Here is a 24,783-nt window from a genome sequence, read left to right as displayed (position 1 = left end):
TCTCTAAAGAAGTGGATCGATGGCGCTCAACGGTGCTTCGGCGCTGTAGTCGTCGGCGAACGGAATGGCCGGCTGGAACAGGGTTTTCCAGTCCGGTCGGCCAAAGGCCCGGTCGCTGTGGCTGCGCATCAGTTTTTCGTATTGGCGTTGGGCCTGGCGTTGCAGAGTGGGGTAGTCGACGCCGTTGACCTGACCGTCGTGCATCACGCAGCGACCGTCGATGAAACTGGCGATGCAGTCGTCGCCGCGCCCGGCCAGCAGCAGATTTTTCAGTGGATCGAACAGCGGCCCCAGGTGCAGGCCGCGCAGGCTGAACACGGTGATATCAGCCTTGGCGCCGGGGGCCAGGCGACCGAGGTCGTCACTGCCCAACGCCTTGGCGCCGCCGAGGGTCGCGGCGTTATACAGATCGAGGCTGCTGGTCAGCGCCGAGCCGCCCTCCATCAACCGGGCGATGTTCAAACCGTGGCGCATGTTGGCCAGCAAGTCCGCCGGCCAGGTGTCGGTGCCGAGGGCGAAGTTGATGCCTTTGGCGCGATAGCGGCCAAACGAATTCAGCGCCTCGCCGTCTCGGGCGAACACCAGCGGGCAGTGCACCAGACTCGCGCCGCCGTCGATGACCCGCTGCAGATCGTCATCGCCCGAGGTGTAGATGCCGTGGGGCAACAGGCTGCGCGGAGTGAGCAAATTCATCCGCTGCAACCAGCCCAGCGGCGAGGTGCCGCGCAACTGTTCGACCATCGCCACTTCACCCAGCGCCTGACAGCAATGCAGGCGCATCGGCGCGTTCAGTTCGCGACTCAATGCGGACGTGCGCTGAAGCAGCGCCGGGGTGCAGGTCTGAATACGATCCGGCAGCAGCGCACCACGAATCAACCCGTTGTGCGCGCCATCGAAATCCTTGAAAAACCGTTCAGCCGCATCCAGTCCCGCCAGGCCCCGAGCCTCATCCCAGTGATGGGCGAGGGTGCCGTCGGCGCGCCAGTAACTCATGCCGCTCATGTAGCAGGGGCCGAGATAGGTGCGCAGCCCCAATTCGCCGGCCACGTCGGCGACGGTGGCGAACTCGTCGTAGGTCTCCGCCCATTCGCGGTAATACATCGAAGTGATCGGCATCGCCGTGGTGATGCCGTTGCGGATCAACTGGGTGAAGGCGTAGCGGTATTTGAAGACTTCTTCTTCGGGGCTGAATGACTCACGCGGGCCGGTCGCCAGATATTCCGCCGACCACATGCGACCCATGCTGCGTTCGTCGCCGTTGTCCAGGGTCAGCACGGTGGAGTCGAGATCGCCGAGGGCATCCAGGTCGATGAAACCGGGGCCGATCAGCGCATTGCCGTAGTCGATCCACTGATCCACCGGCCCTGGGTAACCGCGCCCGACAAACTCGATGCGCGAGCCAGCAAACACCACTTCGCCGTCACGCCACAGCACATGCCGCGTGCCGTCGAAACCGACCACGCAACCGGCCTTCAGGCCGATCCGTTTCACAGACGACTGCCCAGCAGACGACCGCCGCTGGCGATCAGTTCGCCGCCGCGATACACCTGACGCACCGGCCGCGCGACCACCGCTTCTCCAAGCGTTTCCACCGGCATCAACAGAAAGTCTGCCGGCCGGCCGATTCCAAAACCATACTCTTCAACACCCAATGCGCGCGCACCATTGACCGTCGCCGCTTCGAATGCCGCCGCCAGTTCATCGTCCTTACCCAGGTCGAAACGGAACGCCAGCAGCATCGCCCGTTCCAGCATGTCGCCGTTACCCATCGGCGACCACGCATCACGAATGCCGTCGGAGCCGAGGCACACGTTGACGCCGGTCTCACGCAGCGCCAGAAACGGTGGAACCGCGCAATCGGCCGGCGCCGAACTCATCAACGAAATGCCCAGCGCGGCGAGGCGTTCGGCGACCGGTTTGACCTGGCTCCACGGCAACATGCCGAGGCAATAGGCATGGCTGATCATCACCCGGTTCTGCAGGTTGAACCGCTCGGTGTAATCGGCGATCCGGGCGATCTGCCACAGGCCCAGTTCACCTTTGTCGTGCAGGTGAATATCGACGCCGCGCTGGAATTCGCTTGCCAGTTTGAACACGAAATCCAGCTGCGCGATCGGGTCGTTATCGATGCCGCACGGGTCGAGCCCGCCGACATTCTCCACGCCCAGCGCCATGGCTTCGCGCATCAGTTCGGCGGTGCCGGGGCGGCTGATCAGGCCGGTTTGCGGGAACACCACCAGTTGCAGGTCGATCAGGTCGTTGTAGGTTTCGCGCAGTTGTTGCATGGCATCGACATGGCGCAGGCCGAATTCCGGGTCGATGTCGACGTGGCAACGCATGGTCAGCGAACCCCGAGCGATGCAGTTTTCCAGCAGGGCGCCGGCGCGTTCGGCGATCGGCGCTTTCACTTCGCGCAATACGCGGCGCTCGTTGCTGATGTAGTCCTTGAGCGTCGGGCCGGCGCTGTTCGGGCGCCAGGGTTGGCCGTACAGGGTTTTGTCGAGGTGGACGTGGCTTTCCACCAGCGGGGCGGTCAGGAGCTGGTTCTGGCCGTCGATGTCGGTGGCGGCCAGCGGGGTGTTCGAGGCCGGGCGGCGTTGGGTGAACTTGCCGTTTTCGATCAGCAGGTCTTCGGCGGGGGCGCCGTAGGGGCGGATGTTTCTGAGCCAGCGGGGGTGGGACATACAAACCTCATACAAGTCTTTAATTTTTTGTTGCCTGGGCCGGCCTCTTCGCGAGCAAGCTCGCTCCCACAGGGGACGGGTGTCGATCACAGATCCAATGTGGGAGCGAGCTTGCTCGCGAAGGCTGCGACTCGGTTTCGGATTAGGTTCTTTAACCCTTAAGCTTCGACCAGATCCGATCCTGCAGCTCCCGCGCCTTGTTGCTGCATTCCTTCTCCGGCCGCAGTCGCGAGGCGTATTCCTCGGGCATGTTGATCGCGTCCATGACCTTCCATTTCGCATCCAGCAACTGATCGCTCTGAATCCCGTTGGCATAGGCAATCGCGTTGGACACGGCCGCCGCGTTCTCGGGCTTCATCATCCAGTCGATGAAGATCTTCGCGTTGCCCGGATGCGGCGCGCTTTTCGGTACGGCGAAGTTGTCCTGGAACATTGCCAGGCCTTCTTTCGGGTACACGTATTTGATGGTGCTCTTCTGCAACGTGGCGCGGGCTGTCGAGCCATTCCAGTTCTGCATCATGATCACTTCGCCCGAGGCCATGCGGTCGACGGTGTTGTCCGAGCTGTACATCTTCAAAAACGGCTTCTGTTTTTGCAGCAGTTCGAGGATGCGCTTGGCGTCCTGCGGGTTTTCCGTGCATTCGTCGACGTTCAGGTAATGGCTGGCGGCGTTAATCACGCTGCTGGAAGTGTCGAGGGCGGCGAGCTGGCCTTGCAGCTCCTTGCGAGGTTCGAAGAACTCTTTCCACGAATCGTCGAGCTTGCCCCCCGGTACCCGGGCGCTGTCATAGGAAAACCCGGTGGTGCCCCACAGATATGGCGCCGAGAACTTGCGGCCGGGGTCGAAGCTTGGGTCGCGGAACGGGCCTTTGACGTACTGGAAGTTGTTCAGGGTCGGGGCGTCGATTTCCAGCAGCAGGTCCTGCTTGATCAGCGTCTGCATGATCGACTGCGACGGCACGATCACGTCATACGCCGCGCCGCCGGCCTGCAACTTGGCGAGCAGGGTTTCGTTGCTGTCGTAGCCGTCCATGGTGACCTTGATCCCGGTTTCCTTTTCGAACTTGGCCAGCAGGTCCACCGGGTAGTAATCGGTCCAGTTGTAGAAGAACAATTGCTTGGGCTCGGCGGCATGGGCGCTGAACGCGGTGAAACAACTCAGGGCCAGACCGGAAATTGCCAAACGCATGCTTTTGGTTTTCATGAACAGAGCGCTCCAGGTTTATTGTTGTTTGCCGCGTTGGCCAAGCCAGAAGGCCAGCACCACGAGCACGATGGAAATCACCAGCATCAGGGTCGAAATCGCGTTGATCTCGGGCGTCACACCGGCCTTGATCGCCGAGAAGATGTACACCGGCAACGTGGTCGAACCGGGCCCGGCGACGAAGAAGGTCATGATGAAATCGTCGAGGCTGACCACGAACGCCAGCACCGAGCCGGACAACACCGCCGGCCACAGCAACGGCAAGGTCACGCGGCGGAACACTTGCCACGGGTTGGCGTACAGATCGTTGGCGGCTTCCAGCAGGCTCTTGTCCAGATCATTGAGCCGTGCGCGGATCGGCAGGTAGGCGAACGGAATGCAGAAGCCGATGTGCGCGACGATCACCGTCATCAGCCCGAGCTTGATCCCCAGCGCCATGAACAGCAGCAGGGTAGCCACGGCGGTGACGATCTCCGGCAGGATCAGCGGCAGGTTGATCCCGCCTTCGACCATTTTCTGCCCGTAGAACGGCCGGTAAGTCGCCAGCGCCGCCAGCAGTGCAATCGTCGTGGCGCAGACCGTGGCGATGGTCGCGACGATGATCGAGTTCAGCGCCGCCGTCTGGATCGACGGGTTGGCCAGGATCCGTCCGTACCAGGCGAACGAAAACTCGGTCCATACCGTCGCCGAGCGGTTGGCGTTGAAGCTGTAGGCGATCAACACCAGGATAGGCACGTACAGGTAGGCAAGGATCAGCAGGCTGATTTCCCGGGTCGCCGGGAGTTTTTTCAGGTGCAGAGAGATCATGCTTTCGCTCCCCGGTTCAGGGTTTTCGCCGCGCTGCGGCTGTAGAGGGCGTAGAGCACCAGCGACAACAGCAGAATCCCCAGCAACAGGAACGACAGCGAACTGCCCAGCGGCCAGTTGCGCGCGGTGCCGAACTGTTGCTGGATCAGGTTGCCGATCATCAGGGTCTTGCCGCCGCCGAGGATCGCCGGGGTGATAAAGGCGCCGAGGCTCGGCACGAACACCAGCAACGCGCCGGCAATCACACCGGGCATCGACAACGGCAGGATGATCCGCCGCAGTGCGTGCCAGCGGTTCGCGCCCAGGTCGTAGGCGGCTTCCACCAGACGCCAGTCGAGTTTTTCCAGGGTCGAATAGATCGGCAGGATCATGAACGGCAGGAAGCTGTAGACCAGACCGACGCTGACCGCGAAGTCGTTGTAGAGCAGGGTGATGCCGCCGGCACTCGGGAACAGCGCGTTGAGGCTTTGAGCGACCCAGCCCTGTTCGCGCAGGATGATCAGCCACGCGTAGTTGCGGATCAGCAGGTTGGTCCAGAACGGAATGGTGATGAGCAACACCATCAGGTTGCGCCGACGCGGGGTCAGGCTCGACATCCACAGCGCCACCGGAAATCCGAACAGAAAGCACAGCACCGTGGTGCCGCCGGCCTGGAACACCGAACGCAACAGCGCCTGGGCGTAGACCCAGTTCAGTTCCAGTTCACCGTCGAAACCTTCCTGGAAAAACAGCTGCACGTAACTCTGCAGTTGCCATTGGGCCTGCCAGTCGACGCCGCCGTAGGTGTTGCGCGGCAGCAGGCTGATGTAGCCCATGATGCCCAGCGGAATGGCGATCAGGGCGAGCAGGGTCAACACCACCGGGCTGAGCAACAGCGCGCGGTTGAGGGAGGGGGAAGTGCTGCTGACGCTCATCTCAGGCCTCCATCAACAGGCAGGCCTGGGGCGGCAGATGCACCGCCACGCGTTCGCCGACTGCCCGACCACGGTTCAGGCCTTCGTTGTTTTCCCGCAGCATGACTTTGATGTCGTTGTTCAAGCGGCACTGGTACAGCGTCGCGGTGCCGACATACAGCACCGCTTCGATCACCCCGCGCAGGTGATGCGGCTGATCCGCTGTGACCAGTTGCGAGCGCTCGGGCCGAAATGCCAGTTGCACGCTGCTGCCATTGACGCCTTGCGGCGGGCAGGGGATTTCCACCGGCATGCCGTTCGGCACGAAGATGTTTTCGTTGTGCTCGCCACGCTTGAGCTGACCGGGAAGGAAATTGATGTCGCCGATGAACTGGGCGACGAAGCGGTGCTGCGGCCGTTCGTAGATGTCGGTTGGGGTGCCGATCTGCAGGATCTTGCCGGCGGACATCACCGCGATCCGGTCGGACAGGGTCAGCGCTTCTTCCTGATCGTGGGTGACGAAGATGAAGGTGATGCCGGCTTCCTGCTGCACGCGCTTGAGTTCGACCTGCATTTCCTTGCGCAGCTTCAGGTCCAGCGCCGACAGCGGCTCGTCGAGCAACAGCACTTTCGGCTTCGGCGCCAGGGCCCGGGCCAGAGCGACGCGCTGTTGTTGGCCGCCGGACAGTTCCGCCGGTTTGCGCCCGGCCAGGTGCTCCATCTGCACCAGCGCGAGCATTTCGTCGACCCGTCCCGGAATCGTCTTGCGATCAAGACCCTGCATCTCGAGGCCGAAGGCGATATTCTGCGCGACACTCATGTGCGGAAACAGCGCGTAACTCTGGAACACCGTGTTGACCCGACGCTTGAAAGGCGGCAGGTGATTGACCGTTTCGCCCGCCAGACGAATTTCGCCGTCGCTGACGTGTTCGAAACCGGCGATGGTGCGCAGCAGGGTGGTCTTGCCGCAGCCCGAGGGGCCGAGGAGGGTGAAGAATTCGTTGTCGGCGATGTTCACCGACACGTTGTCGAGGGCTGGCGCCAGGCCAGGATCATCAGAATACCGCTTGGATACGTTACGCACTTCAATGGCTATTGGTTGACCCATAATGGTGCAATCCTCTAATTATTGTATGCAATATCTGAATGCAATTTAGAAATACCCGGATTAATCTGCTTGCGCAACCCCCCATTTCCCTGACTGAGTCGTTCGTCGGGTAGCGTTGCCAGCATTGAAGGAGTTTTTGAATGACCGAGAAGAAAACGGAAACCACGGTCGACCGCGTCTACCAAGGGGTTTACGAGGCGATCAGCAAGCGTTCGCTGCGTCCGGGGATGAAGCTGGGCGAGGCGTCGCTGGCGGAATTGTTCAATGTCAGCCGCACGTCGGTTCGTGCCGCGCTCAAGCAACTGGAGGCCGACGGACTGGTCACCACCGAGCCCAATAAAGGTGCATCGGTGTCGCTGCCCAGCGATGAAGAGATCCGTTCGCTGTTCGAAACCCGGCGCCTGATCGAGATCGGCATCGTCACCGAACTGTGTCGGCGCAAGGACTCTGCGGTGATGCAGGACTTGCGCGATCACTTGCTGCTGGAAGACGAAGCCCATGAAGCGGGCGATCACGAGCGGCTGATTCACCTGCTCGGCGAGTTCCACATCAAACTGGCCCGCAGCCTCAACAACCCGGTGTTGCTCGACTGGTTCCAGAAGCTGATTTCCCGCGCCTCGCTGTACGCCGCCGCGCTGGATGACGACAGCCACGAGGCCTGTCGCGACGACGAGCACCTGCGGCTGATCGAGTACATCGAGGCCGGCAATCAGAGCGCCGCGATCGAGCTGACCTGCATGCACCTGGACGGCATCCAGAAGGCCATCCTCGACGTCGCTGCGAAAATGAAGACCGGCTACCATCCGCTCAAACACCTGATCGGAGTGTGAGCGTCGAGTGCAGGTGAAATCGGCTATACCTCTAATGAAACCATCGCTGCCCGACACGCTCGAAACAGACGGGCGTGGCGTTTGAACGCGCGGCGATAGAACCGGACCCACAACAAGGCGTTGAAGCAGCTGATGCAGTTTTTATCCGATAGCCATGGGTGTGACGGCTGGCAAGGCGAGATGGCCGGGCGCATTCGTGCGTTTGACTGGAGCAGGACTGATCTGGGCCCCCTCGAAACCTGGCCGGCCAGCCTGTGCAGCACGGTCCAGCTGATGCTGGCCTCGCCGCTGCCGATGGTCATGCTCTGGGGCCATGCCGGTTACATGATCTACAACGACGCCTATTCGCGATTCGCCGGCGGCCGGCATCCGTACCTGCTCGGATCACCGGTGGAACTGGGCTGGCCGGAGGTCGCCGATTTCAACCGGCATGTGGTCGACACCTGTCTGGCCGGCGGCACCCTGGAATATCGCAACAAGGTCTTGGTGTTGCTGCGCGACGGCGTGCCGGAGGATGTCTGGCTCGATTTGTATTACAGCCCGGTGGCCAACGATGCCGGCGTGCCTTCCGGCGTGATGGCGATGGTGGTGGAAACCACTGAACTGGTGCTGTCCGAGCGTCTGCGCCAGGCCGCTGAAGATGCCTATCGCGCCGACAACGAGCGGGTGCGCCTGGCACTCAATGCGGGGGCACTGCTCGGCTCGTTTGTCTGGGACGTCAGAAACAACGTGCTGTCGGCCGACGAGCGTTTTGCCCGGACATTTTCCTACCCGCCTGATCAAGACCTGAGCAACCTGCCTCAGCATATCGCCGAGACGCACATTCATCCGGACGACCGTAATTGGGTACAGGAGTGCGTGGAGAATTCGGTGCGTACCGGCGAGCCCTACAACGCCGAGTACCGGGTGGTGCGTGCCGATGGCAGTTGTCTGTGGGTGCTCGCCAGCGGCGCTTGCGAATTCGACGAGCAGGGCCGGCCGTTCCGTTTCCCCGGTGTGCTGATCGATATTCACGAGCGCAAGATCGCCGAAGAATCGCTGCTCAAGTTCACCCGCAACCTCGAACAGCGGGTAGCGGATGAAGTCGAGGCGCGCCTCGCCGCGGAAGAGCAATTGCGTCAGTCGCAGAAGCTCGAGGCCATCGGCGGCCTTACGGGCGGCGTGGCCCATGACTTCAACAACCTGCTGCAAGTGATCGCCGGCAACCTGCATCTGCTGGCGCGGCATGAACCGGACAATGCCAACGTCCAGCGCCGGGTCAGCGCCTCGCTGGCGGCGGTGGAGCGGGGCGCCAAGCTGTCCTCGCAACTGCTGGCGTTTGCCCGTCGCCAGCCGCTGTCGCCGGCGGTGTGCAATCCCCGGCAGATCTTCGAAGGCGTCGGTGAGTTGCTGCAACGGGCGCTGGGCGAAACCATTCAGATCGACGTGCAACTGCCGGACGAACCGTGGCACATCAACGTTGATCGCAATCAACTGGAAAACGCCATTCTCAATCTGGCGATCAATGCCCGGGACGCCATGAAAGGCGAGGGCACGATTGTGCTCGGCGCCTCCAACCTTTCACTGGATCGGGCGTTCTGTTCGGGCAAGGGGATCGTGCCGGGGGATTTCGTCCGGGTTTCGGTCAGTGACAGCGGCGTCGGCATCGCCCCGCACATGCTCGAGCAGGTGTTCGAACCGTTCTTCACCACCAAGGCCGACGGCCAGGGCACGGGCCTCGGCTTGAGCATGGTGTTCGGCTTCGTCAAACAGAGCGGCGGGCATGTCGAGATCGACAGCCAGGTGGGCCAGGGCACGCGCGTGCAGTTGTACTTTCCGCGCAGCCTGCGAGCGGTGGGTCAAGCGGCGCCAAGCGTGGAGACCCCCCTCACGGGCGGCCACGAGACAATCCTGGTGGTCGAGGACAACGAAGCGGTGCGCACCTCGGCAGTTGAACTACTGCGCGAGGAAGGTTATCGCGTGCTGACCGCCGGTAATGGTGACGCAGCCATGCAGATGTTGATGGAAGGCGCTCGGGTCGACCTGATCTTCACCGACGTGGTCATGCCCGGTCTTATCAAGAGCTCCGATCTGGCGGCGTGGGCCAAGGTGCAAATGCCGCCGGTGGCCGTGCTGTTCACCTCGGGCCACACCCGCGACATCATCTCGCGCAACCACCAGCTAAGCCCCGACACCCATTTGCTCGGCAAGCCCTATGGCCCCGAAGCACTGCTGCAGATGATCCGTTCCGTGCTCAGCACCTGAGCTCCAATCCCCTGACCAAGGCTGGCCGATGACTTCCAGACGCAATTCCAGTTCTGCCGCCGGCATGGTTCGCGTGCGCGGTGCTCGTGAACACAACCTGAAGAACGTTGACGTCGATATCCCCCGTGATGCGCTGGTGGTGTTCACCGGGGTGTCGGGGTCGGGCAAGTCGTCGCTGGCGTTTTCAACGTTGTATGCCGAAGCCCAGCGGCGCTATTTCGAATCGGTGGCGCCCTATGCGCGGCGGCTGATCGATCAGGTCGGCGTGCCGGACGTCGATTCCATCGAAGGCCTGCCACCGGCCGTGGCCCTGCAGCAACAGCGCGGCACGCCGAGCACGCGCTCGTCGGTGGGCAGCGTCACCACGCTATCGAGCCTGATCCGCATGCTGTACTCGCGCGCCGGCAGCTATCCGCCGGGGCAGCCGATGCTCTACGCCGAGGACTTCTCACCGAATACGCCGCAAGGCGCCTGCCCGCAGTGCCATGGACTGGGCCGGGTGTACGAAGTCACCGAAGCGCTGATGGTGCCCGATCCGAATCTGACCATCCGCCAGCGCGCCGTGGCCTCCTGGCCGCTGGCCTGGCAGGGGCAGAACCTGCGCGACATCCTCGTGACCATGGGCATTGATGTCGATATTCCATGGCGCAAGCTGCCGAAAAAACAGCGCGACTGGATCCTCTTCACCGAGGAAACACCGACCGTTCCGGTGTACGCCGGGCTGACGCCGGAAGAGACCCGCGTCGCCCTCAAGCGCAACATGGAGCCGAGTTATCAAGGCACCTTCACCGGCGCCCGGCGCTACATCCTGCACACCTTCACCCATTCGCAAAGTGCGCTGATGAAGAAGCGCGTGTCGCAATTCATGCTCGGCAGCCTGTGCCCGTTGTGCGATGGCAAGCGCCTCAAGCGCGAGGCGTTGTCGGTAACGTTTGCCGGGCATGACATCGGCGAGTTGTCGCGCATGCCGTTGCTGCAAGTCGCCGAAGTCTTGAAACCGGTGGCGGACCCGAGCTGGCTGGAACACGCCGATGAAGCCGGCGAAACCCTGTCCCACAGCCAGACCCGCGAAGCCCGCCAGCAGCGCGTGGCCCATGGCGCCAGCGGCCACGCCAACGCGCCGGACGTGCGCCATACGCCGAACCTGTCGCTGGAAAAACGCCTGGCCGCGCAGCGCATTGCCGAGGACTTGCTGGACCGGGTCAGCACCCTGACCGATCTCGGGCTCGGATATCTGGCGCTGGAGCGCAGCACGCCGACCCTGTCGTCCGGCGAGTTGCAGCGACTGCGGCTGGCCACCCAACTGGGCTCGCAATTGTTCGGTGTGATCTACGTGCTCGACGAACCTTCCGCCGGCCTGCACCCGGCCGACGGCGAGGCCCTGTTCGAAGCGTTGCAGCGTCTGAAGGCCGACGGCAACAGCGTGTTTGTGGTCGAGCACGATCTGGACACCATGCGCCGCGCCGACTGGCTGATCGACGTCGGCCCGGCGGCCGGTGAAAAGGGCGGGCAGATTCTCTACAGCGGCCCGCCGCCGGGGCTGGCCGCGATCGAGGACTCGCAGACCCGCGCCTATCTGTTCGCCGAACAGCAACGGCCAACCCGCGCCGCGCGCAAACCTTCCGGCTGGTTGAAGCTCGACGGCGTCACTCGCAACAACCTGAATAACCTCAGCGCCGAATTTCCCCTGGGCTGTTTCACCTCGGTCACCGGTGTTTCCGGTTCGGGCAAATCCAGTCTGGTCAGCCAGGCGCTGCTGGAACTGGTCGGCGCGCAGCTCGGGCGCAGCGTCAGTGACGCCGAGCCGGAAGAACTCAATCTGGAAGACGATACCCCGACCGCCAGCACCGGCCAGGTCAGCGCTGGGCTCGAGTCGATCAAGCGTCTGGTGCAGGTCGATCAGAAACCCATCGGTCGCACCCCGCGTTCGAATCTGGCGACCTACACCGGGCTGTTCGACAACGTGCGCAAGTTGTTCGCCGCAACCAGCGAGGCGAAAGCCGCGGGTTACGACGCCGGGCAGTTTTCCTTCAACGTCGCCAAGGGTCGGTGCCCGACCTGCGAAGGCGAGGGGTTTGTCAGTGTCGAATTGCTGTTCATGCCCAGCGTGTATGCGCCGTGCCCGACCTGCCACGGCGCGCGTTACAACCCCGAGACGTTGGCCATCCTCTGGCAGGGCTTGAGCATCGCGCAGGTGCTGCAACTGACGGTGGACGAGGCGGTGACGGTGTTTGCCGAGCAGCCGGCGATCCGCCGTTCGCTGGAGGTGCTGCGCGACATCGGACTTGGTTACCTGCGCCTGGGGCAACCGGCGACCGAGTTGTCCGGCGGCGAAGCCCAGCGCATCAAACTGGCCACCGAACTGCAACGCAACCAGCGCGGTGCGACGTTGTATGTGCTGGATGAACCGACCACCGGTTTGCACCCGCGAGATGTCGACCGCTTGCTGGAACAACTGGATACGCTGGTGACGGCGGGGCACACGGTGATTGTGGTCGAGCATGAAATGCGCGTGGTGGCGCAGAGCGACTGGGTGATCGACATCGGCCCGGGTGCGGGGGATCAGGGCGGCAAGATCGTCGTGGCCGGAACGCCGCATAAAGTGGCGGCGAGCAAGAAGAGCCGGACTGCGCCGTTTCTTGCCCGCGCCTTGAGCCGATAACTACGTCGCCAGGGCCGGCCTCATCGCGGGCAAGCCCGCTCCCACAGAGTCTGATGTGTTCACGAATTTGTGTACGGCACAAAAAACTGTGGGAGCGGGCTTGCCCGCGATGGCGGAGTATCAGGCGCCGTCGAGCGTTCGGCGTACCTTGTCCAGCAACTCACGGATCTGGAACGGCTTGACCAGCATCTCCATGCCCGCACCGAGGAACACCTGGCGGTTGATCGCGGTTTCCGCGTAACCGGTCATGAACAGGATCGGCAACCCCTCACGCCAGCCCCGGGCAACGTCCGCCAGTTCGCGACCGTTCATGCGCGGCAGACCGACGTCGGTCAGCAGCAGGTTGATCGACGGATCGTTCTGCAAGCGTTCCAGCGCCGTTTCGATATCGCCAGCCTGGGTGCAGCGGTAACCGGCGTCCTCCAGCACTTCGGTGACGAACAGCCGCACCGACGGCATGTCTTCGACGATCAGCACATGCTCACCGGAACCCTGCGGGTCGACCACGGGAGGAACCAGATCGGCAGCGGTTGGGTCGGTGGTCGCCGGCAGCATGATCGTTACCTCAGTACCGCGTCGCGCCACGCTGCGGATGTGCGCATCGCCACCGGACTGGCGGGCGAAACCGTAGATCGTCGACAGCCCCAGCCCGGTGCCTTGGCCCAGCGGCTTGGTGGTGAAGAAAGGCTCGAACACCTTGCCGATCACGCTGTGCTCGATGCCGGTGCCGTCATCGCGCACCGACAGCGCCACGTAGGAACCATCGGTGAGGTTCGGATCGCCGTGGGAGTACGCAGCATAGGTGCTGACCCAGATATTGCCGCCCTTGGGCAACGCGTCCCGGGCGTTGATCACGAGGTTGAGCACCGCGCTTTCCAGTTGAATCGGGTCGACCAGCGCAATCGCAGGTTTAGTGGTCAGTTCAAGCTTGAGGGCGATGCGTTCGCCGATGGTGCGCACCAACAGTTCTTCGAGCGAACGCACGTGTTCGTTGATGTCCACCGGGCGGGTGTCGAGCGGTTGCTGGCGGGCAAAAGCCAACAGGCGATGGGTGAGCGAGGCTGCGCTCATCGCCGAGTTCAGGGCGGCTTCGGCGTAGAACTGAACCTTGTCCGGGCGGGCATCGGCGACGCGTTTCTGGATCAGCTCAAGGCTGGTGATGATCCCGGTCAGCAGGTTGTTGAAGTCATGGGCGATGCCGCCGGTGAGTTTGCCCAGCGCATCCATTTTCTGCACTTGCAGCAGCTGCGATTCGGCACGCACCCGGTCAGCGACTTCCTTGGCCAGTTGTGTGGTGGTGTCGTCCAGTCGCGCAAGGTGCGAGCGTTCACGATGGCGGTGTTCGGTGACGTCTTCGACGAACACCAGGCTCAGCTCTGGCGTGCGGTACGGTGATATCTGCCACTGGGTTTCGCGGATCTCGCCCTGCACACGCATGTTCAGTGTGCCTTTCCAGCGTTCGCCGTCCACCAGTCGCAAGCGTAGCTCGTCAAGGATCGCGCTCTGATCCTCGGCGAAGCATTCACTGAGGGTCTGCGGGTCGCGGTTGTCCTGGATCAGTTGCGAGAAGGCGTGGTTGCACTCGTGGACTTTCAGGTCGGCGTCGAGCACCGCGATGGGCGCGGAAATGTTGACGAAGATCTCGCGAAAACGCGCCTCACTTTCGCGCAACGCGTTCTCCGTGTCGCGGACTCGCAGCAAGGTGCGCAACGTTGCCAGCAGCACATCGGGATCGACCGGGTGAATCAGATACGCATCGGCACCGGCATCGAGGCCGGTGATGATGTCGCCGGTCTGGATCGACGCCGCCGACACGTGGATCACCGGGAGCAACGCAGTGCCCGGGTCGGTGCGCAGTTTACGCACGATGTCGAATCCGCTCATGTCCGGCAGGTTGACGTCGAGAATCAGCGCATCGAGCGGTTCGCTGGCGATCAGGGCCAGGCCGTCGCCGCCGGTGCCGGCCTCGAGCACTTCGTAACCGTGTCGCTCCAGGCGTCGGCGCAAGGCGTAGCGGGTGGCGACGTTGTCATCGACGATCAACAGACGGATGTCATGTTTCATCGACGTTCTCCTGGGCAATCGCCAGCGGAATGATCACGAAAAAGCTTGAACCCACACCCGGCGTACTTTCGACACCGACCTCGCCACCGAGCAATTCGGCGAAACGCTTGCACAGCGACAGGCCGAGCCCGGTGCCGCGCAGGCGTTTTTGCAGTGGTGAGTCGACCTGTGAAAAGTCTTCGAACAGGGTGCCGTGCAGCTCCGGGGCGATACCGATGCCGGTGTCGCTGACCGCAAATCGCACCTTGTCCTGACCCTCAAGGCGCGCCGAGACCCGGACTTCGCCACGGGTGGTGAATTTCAGCGAGTTGGAAATGAAGTTGCGCAGGATCTGCGCCAGCTTCTTGTCGTCGGTGAAGAGACGTGGCAGGCCCACCGGCTCTTCGAAAATCAGGTCTACGGCCGTGGCGTCGACAATCGGCCGGAACATCCCGCGCAGTGCGGCGAACAGATCGAACATGTCGAACCACGCCGGGGAAATGCTGATGCGCCCGGCCTCGATCTTCGCCAGATCGAGCAGGTCGTCGACCATGTCGCTGAGTTCACGGGCGGCGCTGCTGACGAACGCGACCTGCTTGTGTTGTTCGGGGCTGAGCGGGCCGTCGAGTTCGTCGGCCAGCAGGCTGTTGATGCTCAGGATCGAACCCAGCGGTGTACGGAACTCGTGGCTCATGTACGACAGGAAGCGGCTTTTCAGGTCGGAGGCCTGGCGCAGTTGTTCGGCTTGGGTGTCGAGTTCGGCGTACAGGGCGAGCACGCCCTGATTGGTCTCGTCGAGCTCTTCGCGCAGCGCGGCGGTTTCGCTCTGCAACTGAGCGATCAGCGCTGATTGTTCAGCGCTGTTCAAGGTCGGGGACTCAGCCATGGGCGGCCTCCAGGGCAACGACCAGCACCGTTACATCGTCGCGCCCGCGACAGAAATCGCGGTGCAGGACGGTGGCTATCACGGCGGGATGGCGATGCACCAGACCGGGGTAGTCTTGAAGGTTCCAACGGGACTGCAAGCCGTCGCTGTACATGATCAATAGATGTCCGTTCACGTGAGCATAGTCAAAGGGCTGGGCTTTTCGGTATTGGCCGCCGACGATCCCCGGGTGCGAGGCCAGTCCGCGGGATTTGTCGGAGGCGATCAGGCTTGCACCGATGTTGCCGATCCCGGCGAACGTCAGGCTGGCGCGGTCGGCGTGAAACTGCGCGAATGCCACTGCGCCGCCACGTGTCCCGATCATTTCGCGGTGCATGTCTTCCATCAGGACCGTTGGCGCGCCGAACGGGCTCAGGGCAAAGGCCTTTTCCCCGGCACGGGCCGCACGCTCGGCGTCTTCGCCATGGCCCAGGCCGTCGACGATCAGGGCGCTGATGTCACTGCCGTGAATCGCCAGATGCCAGACGTCGCCGCAGGCGGGATCGTTGTGCAGCGAGTGCTGGCTGACACCATACGGCAGATCCGCCTGGCGGTCGCTGCGCGGGTACAGACGCGCCAGCAGCACCGCGCCGCGATGATCGGCAAACACATCGAATACATCGGCCTGTCGTGCGACCGCACCCAGACCAATGCCTTGGGTGCCGCCGGTGGAGAAACCGTCCGCCAGACACGCGTCCAGATCAAACCCCTGGGCACGGTCGACTGCAATCATCTCGATGCCGTCGTCACCCTGACGGGGCACCAGGCGCAGGTGCAATTCCCCGTGCCCGGCATGCTTGAGCACATTGCTCGCCAGTTCAGTGGCTACCAGCGCCACGCGGCCGGCGTCGCTGTCACCGAAACCGTGCTGTTCGGCCAGCCGCTGCGCTGTGCGCCGGGCATGGCCGATCTGGCTGCTGTCCTCGATCACCAACACTTGGGTCAATGTCCCGCTGATGTTCATGTCCATCGGGTGATCGTTATGCGAGTGCCTTTGCCGGGCTCTGTGTCCAGTTCGAACTCGTCCACCAGCCGCTTGGCCCCGGTCAGGCCCAGGCCCAGACCGCTGCCAGAGGTCCAGCCGTCGGTCATCGCCAGTTTGAGGTCGGGAATACCCGGGCCCTCATCGCGAAAGGTCAGGCGCAGGCCGACCTTGTGGTTGTCATCGAGGATCTGCCAGTCCATGTCGCCGCCACCACCGTAGACCATGGTGTTGCGCGCCAGCTCGCTGACGGCGGTCACCAGTTTGGTCAGGTCGATCAGGCGCATGCCGCATTCGGTGGCCAGCTTTCGCGCCTGTTGCCGGGCCAGCACCACGTCCTGCTCGATGTTGATCGGTTGGGTACCGCTGCTGCGCACGGTCATTGCTGGCGTACTCGTTCCTGCAGCAGTTTCATGCCGCGCTCGACGTTCAGCGCGGTGCTGACGCCCGGCAGGTTCAGGCCGAGCTCGACCAGCGTGATCGCCACCGCCGGTTGCATGCCGACCAGCATGGTTTCGGCGTCCATGATTTTCGACAGGCCGGAAATGGTGCCGATCATCCGGCCGATGAACGAATCGACCATGTCCAGCGCCGAGATGTCGATCAACACGCCGCGCGCCGAGGTTTTGCTGATGCGCTCGGACAGATCGTCCTGGAGGGTGAGGGCGAGTTGGTCATGCATGTCGACCTGAATGGTCACCAGCAGGAAGTCGCCCATCTGAAGAATCGGGATACGTTCCATTGGTTAAACCGTCTTGGCGAGGGTGATGCCCAGGCGGGTCAGCGCCAGTTTCAACGCATCAGCCAGATTGGCTTTGGTCACCACGCCTTGCAGGTCGAGGCCCAGGTGGACGATGGTCTGGGCGATCTGCGGACGCACGCCGCTGATGATGCAGTCGGCGCCCATCAGGCGGATCGCGGTCACGGTTTTCAGCAGGTGCTGGGCCACCAGGGTGTCGACGGTCGGCACGCCGGTGATGTCGATGATGGCGATTTCCGAACCGGTGTCGACGATGCGTTGCAGCAGCGACTCCATCACGACCTGGGTGCGTTGCGAATCGAGGGTGCCGATCATCGGCAGCGCGAGCACGCCGTCCCACAGCTTGACCACCGGGGTGGACAGTTCCAGCAGTTCTTCCTGCTGGCGCTTGATCACCGCTTCACGGGATTTCTGGAAGGTACGGATGGTGTACAGACCGAAGGCATCGAACAGCTCGGAGATTTCCCAAAGCTGTTCGGCGAGCAGGGCGGGCTGGTCCTGATAATGGTTTTGCAGCAGGGCGAACAACGGGCCCTTGAGCGAGAATATGAAGCTGGCGGTCTGTTGCGAATCCTGACCGAGCTGGGCACGACTTTGAGACAGTTTTTCGAGGAACTGGCGCATGCCTTCCCAGCCCTGCGCGGTGATGTTGGTGCCGCTGTCGTTTTCCAGGCCACTGACCACCAGTTGCAGGAATTCGCCGGTCTGTTGCTGTATGTCGTGTTCTTTGAGGTTGCGGGTAGCACCGCTGGTTTGCAGTCCGTTGATCCATTCGCCCAGCAGTTGTGCCTGTTTGTTTTTCATCGCATCGAGTGTGCTGTTCTGCAGTGCTGCCATGTGCCTGTTGCTCCATTGCGAATTGGGGGCCGGTTCTTCGGAAAATGACCGGCGCGAAGTGAATGACCCTGGCCGTTCGAAATAGTTGTTTGTCCCCGCGAGGATATTTTTGATCTACCGCAAGGAACGCACCGGTAACTCTAGTCGGCGTGGCCGGGAATGCTGATCTTTCGCGTGCAATGCAAAGAGGCCGCGTCCAATGGAGGCGGCCTCTTGAGGTGTGTTGCGGTTACTTGCTCGGGTGCTTGGCCTGCAATTCCTTGGCGGCAGCCAAGTGTTTTTCCAGCCCCGGCAACATTTTCTGGGCAAAGGCTTTGAGTTCAGTGGCGCCTTTGACCTTGTCGTCGGTCACGGTATTGGCTTGTTTCTTGAACAGTTCAATGGCTTCTTCGTGGGCCTTGACCTGATTGTTGGCGTACGCCGCATCGAAGGACTCATCGCGGACTTCGAGTATTTTTTCTTTGGCTTGTTTGACCAGGGTCGTGGTGTCCGGCACCTCGATGTCGTGAGCCTTGGCGATGGTAGCCAGTTCATCGTTGGCCTTGCCGTGGTCGGTGATCATCATGTTGGCAAAGGCCTTGATGTCGGCCGACTGGCTCTTCTCCAGCGCCAGGCGGCTGGTCTCGATCTCGGCAATCCCGCCGGCCGCAGCGTTGTCGACGAAGTCATTGTCGGTGGCGGCAAAGGCCGAGCCCATGCCGGTGCTCAACGCAACGGCCAGAAAAAGATGACGCAGTTTGAATCCGTCCATTGGTGTTTCTCCACGCAGGTTTTTGTGAGCGTTATTCAATGGAGGGAATTGGCCGAACAAAGGTTTTATCGCATTCGCGAAAGGGCGACGAACGGGCACCGCTGGTCTGACAGGTGGTCGACAGAACCGGTCAACCGAGGCCATTCTGATACCTGGCCAGCGCAATCGGTCGCGTTGGCTGCCGATCAACTGACGGAGGTGTTCCATGCCGGTGACTCATGATTTGTTACAGGATTTGAAACTTACGAAGGAAGAGATCCAGCAACGACGCACCGCGGATCCACATCTGGATGCACTGATCAACAAGTATTCCCAGGCGGACGCCGAAGTCGTCAAGGCCGAGACGGCGACCTCGGATGCACCCAGCGATGACACCCTGAAGAAACTCAAAGAGAAACGCCTGCAGGTCAAAGACAAGATCGTCGAGCAGTTGCAGGCCCGAACCTGACCGTCAGTCGCGCCACCGGCCTTTGGTGGTGAAGCGACTGGAACGACAGCCCCGACCGGCACCTCGAATGTTCAGAGTCTTCACATAGCGACTCTCAGCGAGGTGCCTTATGAAAGATCCAAAATTTCCTAGTGAAGAGCAGGGCGCATTCGACCCGGTTCCGACGCATCCCGAGCCGAACAGTCCGGCGCACACCGTCCGTAATCCTGAAGAGGAACGCAAGAGCGAGGAAGTGCCGGAGGATGAGGATCCGGACAAGTTCGATCGGTCCAGTAACTGACCGGCTGCCATCGCCTCACTTCAAGGCTGCCTCGAGAGGCAATCGCGCCATGTGCGTGGCCTTCAGCGAGCCGAAGTACAACCACTCGCCATACTCGCGAACCGTGGTGATCGGCGAGTAATTGCCGGCGCTGGCATCCTGCAGATTGGCGATCACTTTGCCGTCCAGATCCAGCCCCAGCACGAACCCGCGCTTCTCCACCGGTTTGGGCAGCACGGTCATTGCCCGCACGATCATCTTGCGCACGAACGGGTATTCAGCGGTGCGGTCGAGCAGCGGATTGCGCGGCGTGTACAACGCCACCCAGAAGCGATCCCGGCCATTGAAGGCGAGGTTGTCCGGCAGCCCCGGCAGATTGTCGATGAACAGGTCATGGTTGCCGGCCTTGGGCCCGGTCAGCCAATAGCGGCTGATGCGATAGGCGCCAGTTTCGTTGACCAGCACATAGGCGTCTTCCGGGCCGAGGGTCACGCCGTTGGCGAACTCCAGTTTGTCGAGCAGCACGACGGTCTTGCCGGTCTGGAAGTCATAACGCAGAAGGCGTCCGTCGCCGCCGTGCTCAATGATCGCTTCGCCATCGTGACCGTAGCCCCAGCGACTCGAGGCATCGCTGAAGTAGGCGTAATGCCCGGATTTGTCGATGGCCACGTCATCGGTAAACCCGAACGGCAGGCCATTGGCTTCGGTGGTCAGCGCCACCAGCCGACCCTGCGCGTCGAGCGACAGCAAACCCTTGACCCCGTCGGCGATCACCAGCAAACCGTTGGGATGCCGCGCCAGCCCCAGCGGCCGGCCGCCAGTATCCGCCAGCACCTTGCGTTGCTGACCGTCGAGGCTTGTGCGCAGCAGGCGTCCGTCGTGCAGCCCGGTGATCAGGAAGTCGTTTTCCAGCAGCAGCGCTTCCGGGCCTTCGATGTCGCTCGGGCCGACTTGCGCCGCGCCCTTGAGTCGCTGATTGTCAGCGAATTGGCCTTCGGTCAGCGAGGGCGCCGGTTGCGGCGTCCAGGCCACGGGCTTGACCTTGGTCGGCATCAACAGCAGAAAGGCCAGAACCCCGATAATCAGCAGCAACACCAGATAACGCCATCTCACACGTGGGCTCCCGCGAGTGCCAGGTGCCGGGTCGCCATGTCACGAAGGGCCAGCATCGAAGCCGCCGATTCGCGATCGATGCGCCGCTTGAGCAGCAGGTGGTTGGCAATGCGCAGGCCAATGCCCTCGAACTGGTAATCGAGGGTGCGCACGAAGCGCGTGGCATCGTTTTGCGCCGAGCATTCATAGGTCAGCAGCAACGAAAGACCCTGATCACCCTGGGCCCGCGCGCACCAGCGCCGACCGGGCAGGTATTCGGTGACTTCCCAGCGCAAATGCCCCTCGCGCCCACCGGCATGAATGTCCTCGTCGAATCGCGCACCGGCATGCAACGCACCGCTCGGGCCGTCGATCTTCAGCGATGACGGATGCCACTCCGGCCAGCGACTGACGGTGGCGGCGTAGGCGAGGACGGCGATCGGATCACCGACGATGTCGACTGTGTGCTGCATGCGGGTCATGGGCGTTCTCGAATCGGTCAGAGGGGCGGTTTCCGGCTTCCAGTAAAGGGTGCCGAACAGGTAGTCCATCAGCGGAAAAACGATATTGAAATTACGCTCCTGCATGCGCTCGCGACGGTGATGCAGCTCGTGCAGACGGCGCATCTGGCGGATCCACGGCAGGCGGGTCAGCGGGTTCTGCGGCGGCAGATGCTCGCAGGCGTGAAACACTTCATAGGTCAGGTAACCGAACACCATGCAGCCGCCGAACAAGCCGGCGACGTTGCTGTTGACCTGCGCGAACAGCCACCACAAGGGCAGGGTGATCGCCAGCGTGTGCAGCACGATCAGCCAGGCGGGAAACAGGATCACCCGCCAGTCGCGGGCGCCGTCGTAGGTCATGTGGCCGGGGGTGAAGAAGCTGTGATGATCGCCGGCATCCCGGGCGTAAAACATCCGCGCGAAGCTCTTTTTATGATGGCCGAGGTGGCGGTGCACCATGTACACGCCGAAATTGAAGAACAGCAGGGTCAGCGGCACGGCCAGCCATTCCAGCGCCTGCACCTGATGCACGCTGCTCCAGAACGCGCCGATGGCCAGCACGCCGAACAGCAGCACGAACGCGCCGTGCAGCCACGGGTTGTAGCGGGGATGGATCGCCGCGCGGTAGCGGCTGCGAAATGCCTCGGTGGTCTGCCTCACTGCGGTCACCTGCGGATATTGTCGTTATCCCGGCAGAGTAGCCGATCCCGCCGTTTGTGCAGGGGCAACCTTCAGGTCACAAGTGCCATGCTCCGGTGCATAGCGGCCGTCAGCTCAACGGGTTCCAGCGCTGCGACCAGTCGTCATCGGCCTTGATCACTTCGCGCAGCAGATCGAACGCCTGTTGCAGGATCGCCGAGTCGCGGTCGCGAGAGTAGACGAGGTAGGTCGGATAGCCGAATTCCGGGGCTTTGGTCACCGGCTCCAGCGCGCCGCTTTCCAGATAAGTGCGCACCACCCGGGTCCGGAAATAGCCGCTGCCGCCGTTCTCCAGGATGTATTGCAGGGCCAGCGGGCCGAGGTTGAAACTCAGGGCAGCCTTGGCCTTTTCCGGCAGGGCCGCGTCGTGCTGTCGACGGAAGTCCGGTCCCCAGTCGATGTACACGTAGGGGGAAGGGCGGCCGGGCGTGGTGACCAGAATCAGTTTCTCTTCGAGCACCTGCTCGACCTGCAGCCCCGGCCAGTATTCCGGTTGATAGACCAGCGCCGCATCGAGTACGCCCAGTTCGAGCTGACGCAGCAGGTTTTCGCCGTCGCGGATCTCCATGCGCAACGCATGACCTGGGATTTTCTCCCGCAACTCGGCGGCCCAACTGAGCATCAGCGGGTTGCACAGACTGACCTCGCCGCCGATGTGCAGCACATTGTGATAGCCCTCGGGCAAGGGCAGGTCGCGGCGCGCCGCTTCCCAGGTCTGCACCAGCTGATTGGCGTAGACCACGAAAGCCTCGCCATTGGCGGTCAGCCGCGCACCGGCACGGTTGCGCACGAACAGCGTGCTGCCCAACTGGCTTTCGAGTTTCTGGACGCGGGCGGTGATTGCCGTTTGCGTGACGAACAGCTTTTCAGCCGCCGCGGCGAGGCTGCCGTGGCGGACGATTTCCAGAAAGGTGCGGGCGAGGTCGATGTCCATGGGCGGGCCGGTGGTTTAGGTGCGCGCATTGTAAGGCAAAAGCGCCCTCACCCTAGCCCTCTCCCGGGGGGAGAGGGGACCGATTCGGGAATATTGAAGAAATACGCCGACCTGAAGGATTTGTTCTGAATCCATAATCGACTCGGTCTTTCAGGTCGATGTATGACGTAAGACACTGCGGTCAGTCCCCTCTCCCTCCGGGAGAGGGCTAGGGTGAGGGGAAAAGCAGGCAACGCGGACTAACTGGCCAACTCAGCCTCCCGCACCCGAGCCCATTCCTCCACCAACCGCGCCGGCGTACAGCAAGTCTTGCGCTTGTAGACGAAGTTGCGGCACTTCTCGGCAAACTGATTGCGGTTGTACAGCATGTCTTCCTGCATCTCCTGCAACTCCGCCTCGCGGCACTGACGAATCAACACATGATCGACCCGCAGCTTGCGCTCCCGCACCGCCGCATAAGTCGGATCACTCAGCACACTGTTGGCCCGTTGCAGCAACCACAGCGAGAACTCGTCCGGGCAGCGCGGGCCGATTTCCTGGACCATGCCCAGTTGCAGCGCCTGCGCAGCGCTGACCGGCAGACAGGCTTGGGTCAGTTGTTCCGCCATGGCCGGGCCGACGGCGCGGGGCAGGCTGTAAGTCCAGTATTCCGAGCCGTACAGCCCCATGCTCTTGTAGTGCGGATTGAGCACGATATCGGCGCGGGCCAACACGATGTCAGCCGCCAGAGCGAGCATCACGCCACCGGCCCCGGCATTGCCGGTAACGCCGCTGACCACCAGTTGCCGTGCGCTGAGCAATTCTTCGCACACATCATCGATGGCCTGGATATTGGCCCAGGCTTCGGCGCCCGGATCTTCGGCAGCCTGAATCACGTTCAGGTGTACGCCGTTGGAAAAGCTGCCGCGTCCGCCCTTGATCAACAGCACCTGAGTGTCGCGGGATTTGGCCCAGCGCAGGGCCTCGACCATGCGCCGGCATTGCTCGGTGCTCATGGCGCCGTTGTAGAACTCCAGCGTCAGCTCGCCGACCTGTCCGGACTCGCGATACCGGATCGGCTGATACGTCTCGTCGCTGAACGGCGCGTTGGCAATCGACCAGTCCAGCACCGGCACGCCAGACAACTGCCCGGCCAGCACATGCCGCGCCGGACGTTTGAAGGTTTCTTCGCCCGGTTGCGGTTTGCGCCGCAGCGAGCCGATCCACAGGCTGTGATCACCGGTCGCCACCAACACCGCGTCGTCATGCACCGCGAGAATCTCGCCGGGCATTCCGGTGCGCTGATCGAGGTGCGCGTCGTACACGTAATACTGCCCGCCAGCGAGGCTGGCGAGTACGCCGGGCTGACCGTCCGCCGCGTCGATGCAGCGTTTGATGAAGCGCGAGCAGTCGTGCCAGCTGAAGGTGCGGTCGTCCTGCTTCATGTTCGGCTGCAATCGCCCGCGCACTGTCGGATCGTTGTAATCCAGCGCGACCGGCACGAAGCCGTCGATGAATTTCTCCACCACTTCGCGGATGCAACGGATCGCCGCGTCGCTGACCCGGCCGTTGTACAGCTCGGATTTGCGCAGGCCTGTCGGCAAGTTGAATTCGCAGGTGGCCCAGACCGGGCCGGCGTCCATTTCTTCCACCGCTTGCAGGGCGGTCACGCCCCAGGACGGCAGCTCGCGCATGATCGCCCAGTCCAGCGCACTGGCACCGCGATCGCCGACGATGCCGGGGTGAATGATGACGACCGGGCGCTGCGGATTGCTCCACAGCGCGTGGGGAACACGATCCTTGAGGAACGGGCAGATCACCAAGTCGGCGCCGCTGTTTTCGATTTGCTCGCACACGGCGGTTTCGTCGGTGAACAGCACCACGCTGGGTGAATGCCCGGCCTGACGCAGTTCCAGCCAGGCACGCTGGGTCAGGCCGTTGAACGCCGACGACAGAAGAATGATGTTGAGTGATCGCATGAATGCTCTTCCTTGAAAGGTCAGCCTCAGGCTCCCGGTGAGCCGTCCGTGGCTATCGATGGAGGCGCAAGGTTAGAGACTGGCGTGACGGGCGCCACTGATCGAGATCAACGTTGTGTCAGCCAATGTTGCCGTGGCGACGACGTGCCTTATTCTCAAA

General features: G+C 62.5%; 22 protein-coding genes. 5 read left to right on the top strand and 17 right to left on the bottom strand.

Annotated elements, in window-relative coordinates; translation table 11 throughout:
- Nucleotides 1-3: 3 nt before the first annotated feature.
- From ABTV87_RS16090 to ABTV87_RS16065, 6 genes are all read right to left on the bottom strand, one after another.
- Entirely contained in the window at nt 4-1,491 is a 1,488-nt protein-coding gene (locus ABTV87_RS16090) for an amidohydrolase family protein (protein WP_433897902.1), read from the bottom strand.
- On the bottom strand, nt 1,488-2,684 hold the full coding sequence (locus ABTV87_RS16085) for an amidohydrolase family protein (RefSeq protein ID WP_433897901.1): 1,197 nt from the start codon (nt 2,682-2,684) through the stop codon (nt 1,488-1,490). Before ABTV87_RS16085 ends, ABTV87_RS16090 begins: the two co-directional genes overlap by 4 nt.
- A 151-nt stretch (nt 2,685-2,835) precedes the next feature.
- Nucleotides 2,836-3,888 carry an extracellular solute-binding protein gene (locus tag ABTV87_RS16080; RefSeq protein ID WP_221534872.1) on the bottom strand — a complete coding sequence of 351 codons (1,053 nt, stop codon included), beginning with the start codon at nt 3,886-3,888 and terminating at the stop codon, nt 2,836-2,838.
- Nucleotides 3,889-3,906: 18 nt separating this feature from the next.
- Nucleotides 3,907-4,695, bottom strand: a complete 789-nt coding sequence (locus ABTV87_RS16075; RefSeq protein WP_007959453.1) for an ABC transporter permease — start codon at nt 4,693-4,695, stop codon at nt 3,907-3,909.
- Nucleotides 4,692-5,609 (bottom strand): ABC transporter permease, encoded by a 918-nt coding sequence (locus ABTV87_RS16070; protein WP_007959454.1) that lies wholly within the window; start codon nt 5,607-5,609, stop codon nt 4,692-4,694. The genes ABTV87_RS16075 and ABTV87_RS16070 overlap by 4 nt, the downstream gene beginning before the upstream one ends.
- A 1-nt stretch (nt 5,610) precedes the next feature.
- On the bottom strand, nt 5,611-6,696 hold the full coding sequence (locus ABTV87_RS16065; protein WP_096819984.1) for an ABC transporter ATP-binding protein: 1,086 nt from the start codon (nt 6,694-6,696) through the stop codon (nt 5,611-5,613).
- 140 nt (nt 6,697-6,836) lie between these two features.
- On the opposite strand from ABTV87_RS16065, the gene ABTV87_RS16060 reads away from it, so the two are divergent.
- From ABTV87_RS16060 to ABTV87_RS16050, 3 genes are all read left to right on the top strand, one after another.
- Nucleotides 6,837-7,526, top strand: a complete 690-nt coding sequence (locus ABTV87_RS16060; RefSeq protein ID WP_085603191.1) for a GntR family transcriptional regulator — start codon at nt 6,837-6,839, stop codon at nt 7,524-7,526.
- 132 nt (nt 7,527-7,658) lie between these two features.
- Nucleotides 7,659-9,770 (top strand): hybrid sensor histidine kinase/response regulator, encoded by a 2,112-nt coding sequence (locus ABTV87_RS16055; protein ID WP_285354485.1) that lies wholly within the window; start codon nt 7,659-7,661, stop codon nt 9,768-9,770.
- A 28-nt stretch (nt 9,771-9,798) separates the two neighbouring features.
- Nucleotides 9,799-12,432 (top strand): excinuclease ABC subunit A, encoded by a 2,634-nt coding sequence (locus ABTV87_RS16050; RefSeq protein ID WP_433897900.1) that lies wholly within the window; start codon nt 9,799-9,801, stop codon nt 12,430-12,432.
- A gap of 120 nt (nt 12,433-12,552) precedes the next feature.
- On the opposite strand, the gene ABTV87_RS16045 is transcribed toward ABTV87_RS16050, so the two are convergent.
- The 7 genes from ABTV87_RS16045 to ABTV87_RS16015 all read right to left on the bottom strand — a co-directional run bounded on the left by ABTV87_RS16045 (nt 12,553) and on the right by ABTV87_RS16015 (nt 18,730).
- Nucleotides 12,553-14,496: a response regulator gene (locus ABTV87_RS16045; RefSeq protein WP_433897899.1), complete on the bottom strand. Its 1,944-nt coding sequence runs from the start codon at nt 14,494-14,496 to the stop codon at nt 12,553-12,555.
- Entirely contained in the window at nt 14,486-15,361 is an 876-nt protein-coding gene (locus ABTV87_RS16040; RefSeq protein ID WP_085603199.1) for a sensor histidine kinase, read from the bottom strand. Before ABTV87_RS16040 ends, ABTV87_RS16045 begins: the two co-directional genes overlap by 11 nt.
- Nucleotides 15,354-16,364 carry an ATP-binding protein gene (locus tag ABTV87_RS16035; protein WP_085605127.1) on the bottom strand — a complete coding sequence of 337 codons (1,011 nt, stop codon included), beginning with the start codon at nt 16,362-16,364 and terminating at the stop codon, nt 15,354-15,356. The genes ABTV87_RS16040 and ABTV87_RS16035 overlap by 8 nt, the downstream gene beginning before the upstream one ends.
- Nucleotides 16,361-16,765 (bottom strand): anti-sigma regulatory factor, encoded by a 405-nt coding sequence (locus ABTV87_RS16030; protein WP_221534876.1) that lies wholly within the window; start codon nt 16,763-16,765, stop codon nt 16,361-16,363. Before ABTV87_RS16030 ends, ABTV87_RS16035 begins: the two co-directional genes overlap by 4 nt.
- Nucleotides 16,762-17,124 (bottom strand): STAS domain-containing protein, encoded by a 363-nt coding sequence (locus tag ABTV87_RS16025; RefSeq protein ID WP_007959463.1) that lies wholly within the window; start codon nt 17,122-17,124, stop codon nt 16,762-16,764. The genes ABTV87_RS16030 and ABTV87_RS16025 overlap by 4 nt, the downstream gene beginning before the upstream one ends.
- 3 nt (nt 17,125-17,127) lie before the next feature.
- Nucleotides 17,128-17,979 (bottom strand): STAS domain-containing protein, encoded by an 852-nt coding sequence (locus tag ABTV87_RS16020; protein WP_085603203.1) that lies wholly within the window; start codon nt 17,977-17,979, stop codon nt 17,128-17,130.
- 229 nt (nt 17,980-18,208) lie between these two features.
- The gene (locus ABTV87_RS16015) at nt 18,209-18,730 is read right to left on the bottom strand and encodes a DUF4142 domain-containing protein (RefSeq protein ID WP_127798346.1); all 522 of its coding nucleotides are present in this window, start codon (nt 18,728-18,730) and stop codon (nt 18,209-18,211) included.
- 205 nt (nt 18,731-18,935) lie between these two features.
- Here ABTV87_RS16015 and ABTV87_RS16010 point away from each other — a divergent pair, with 205 nt between their 5' ends.
- A complete protein-coding gene (locus ABTV87_RS16010) occupies nt 18,936-19,178 on the top strand; it encodes a YdcH family protein (protein ID WP_007959466.1) in 243 nt (80 codons plus the stop codon).
- Nucleotides 19,179-19,287: 109 nt separating this feature from the next.
- A complete protein-coding gene (locus ABTV87_RS16005; RefSeq protein WP_007959467.1) occupies nt 19,288-19,458 on the top strand; it encodes a hypothetical protein in 171 nt (56 codons plus the stop codon).
- A gap of 15 nt (nt 19,459-19,473) precedes the next feature.
- Here the strand turns inward: ABTV87_RS16005 and ABTV87_RS16000 are convergent, their stop codons facing one another.
- The 4 genes from ABTV87_RS16000 to ABTV87_RS15985 form a co-directional block, all read right to left on the bottom strand.
- Nucleotides 19,474-20,490: an SMP-30/gluconolactonase/LRE family protein gene (locus ABTV87_RS16000; protein WP_433899864.1), complete on the bottom strand. Its 1,017-nt coding sequence runs from the start codon at nt 20,488-20,490 to the stop codon at nt 19,474-19,476.
- A 56-nt stretch (nt 20,491-20,546) separates the two neighbouring features.
- Nucleotides 20,547-21,692, bottom strand: coding sequence for a sterol desaturase family protein (locus ABTV87_RS15995; protein WP_433897898.1), 1,146 nt, complete (start codon nt 21,690-21,692; stop codon nt 20,547-20,549).
- Between the two features lie 109 nt (nt 21,693-21,801).
- On the bottom strand, nt 21,802-22,665 hold the full coding sequence (locus tag ABTV87_RS15990; protein ID WP_085603211.1) for a LysR family transcriptional regulator: 864 nt from the start codon (nt 22,663-22,665) through the stop codon (nt 21,802-21,804).
- Between the two features lie 239 nt (nt 22,666-22,904).
- Nucleotides 22,905-24,623 (bottom strand): hydrogenase maturation protein, encoded by a 1,719-nt coding sequence (locus tag ABTV87_RS15985; RefSeq protein ID WP_433897897.1) that lies wholly within the window; start codon nt 24,621-24,623, stop codon nt 22,905-22,907.
- Nucleotides 24,624-24,783 lie beyond the last annotated feature (160 nt).

The sequence above is a fragment of the Pseudomonas sp. PSE1(2024) genome, assembly GCF_050990555.1.
Lineage (GTDB): Bacteria > Pseudomonadota > Gammaproteobacteria > Pseudomonadales > Pseudomonadaceae > Aquipseudomonas > Aquipseudomonas aphyarum.
Note: the sequence above shows the minus strand (reverse complement) of the source record. Positions and strands in the feature narration are given on the sequence as shown.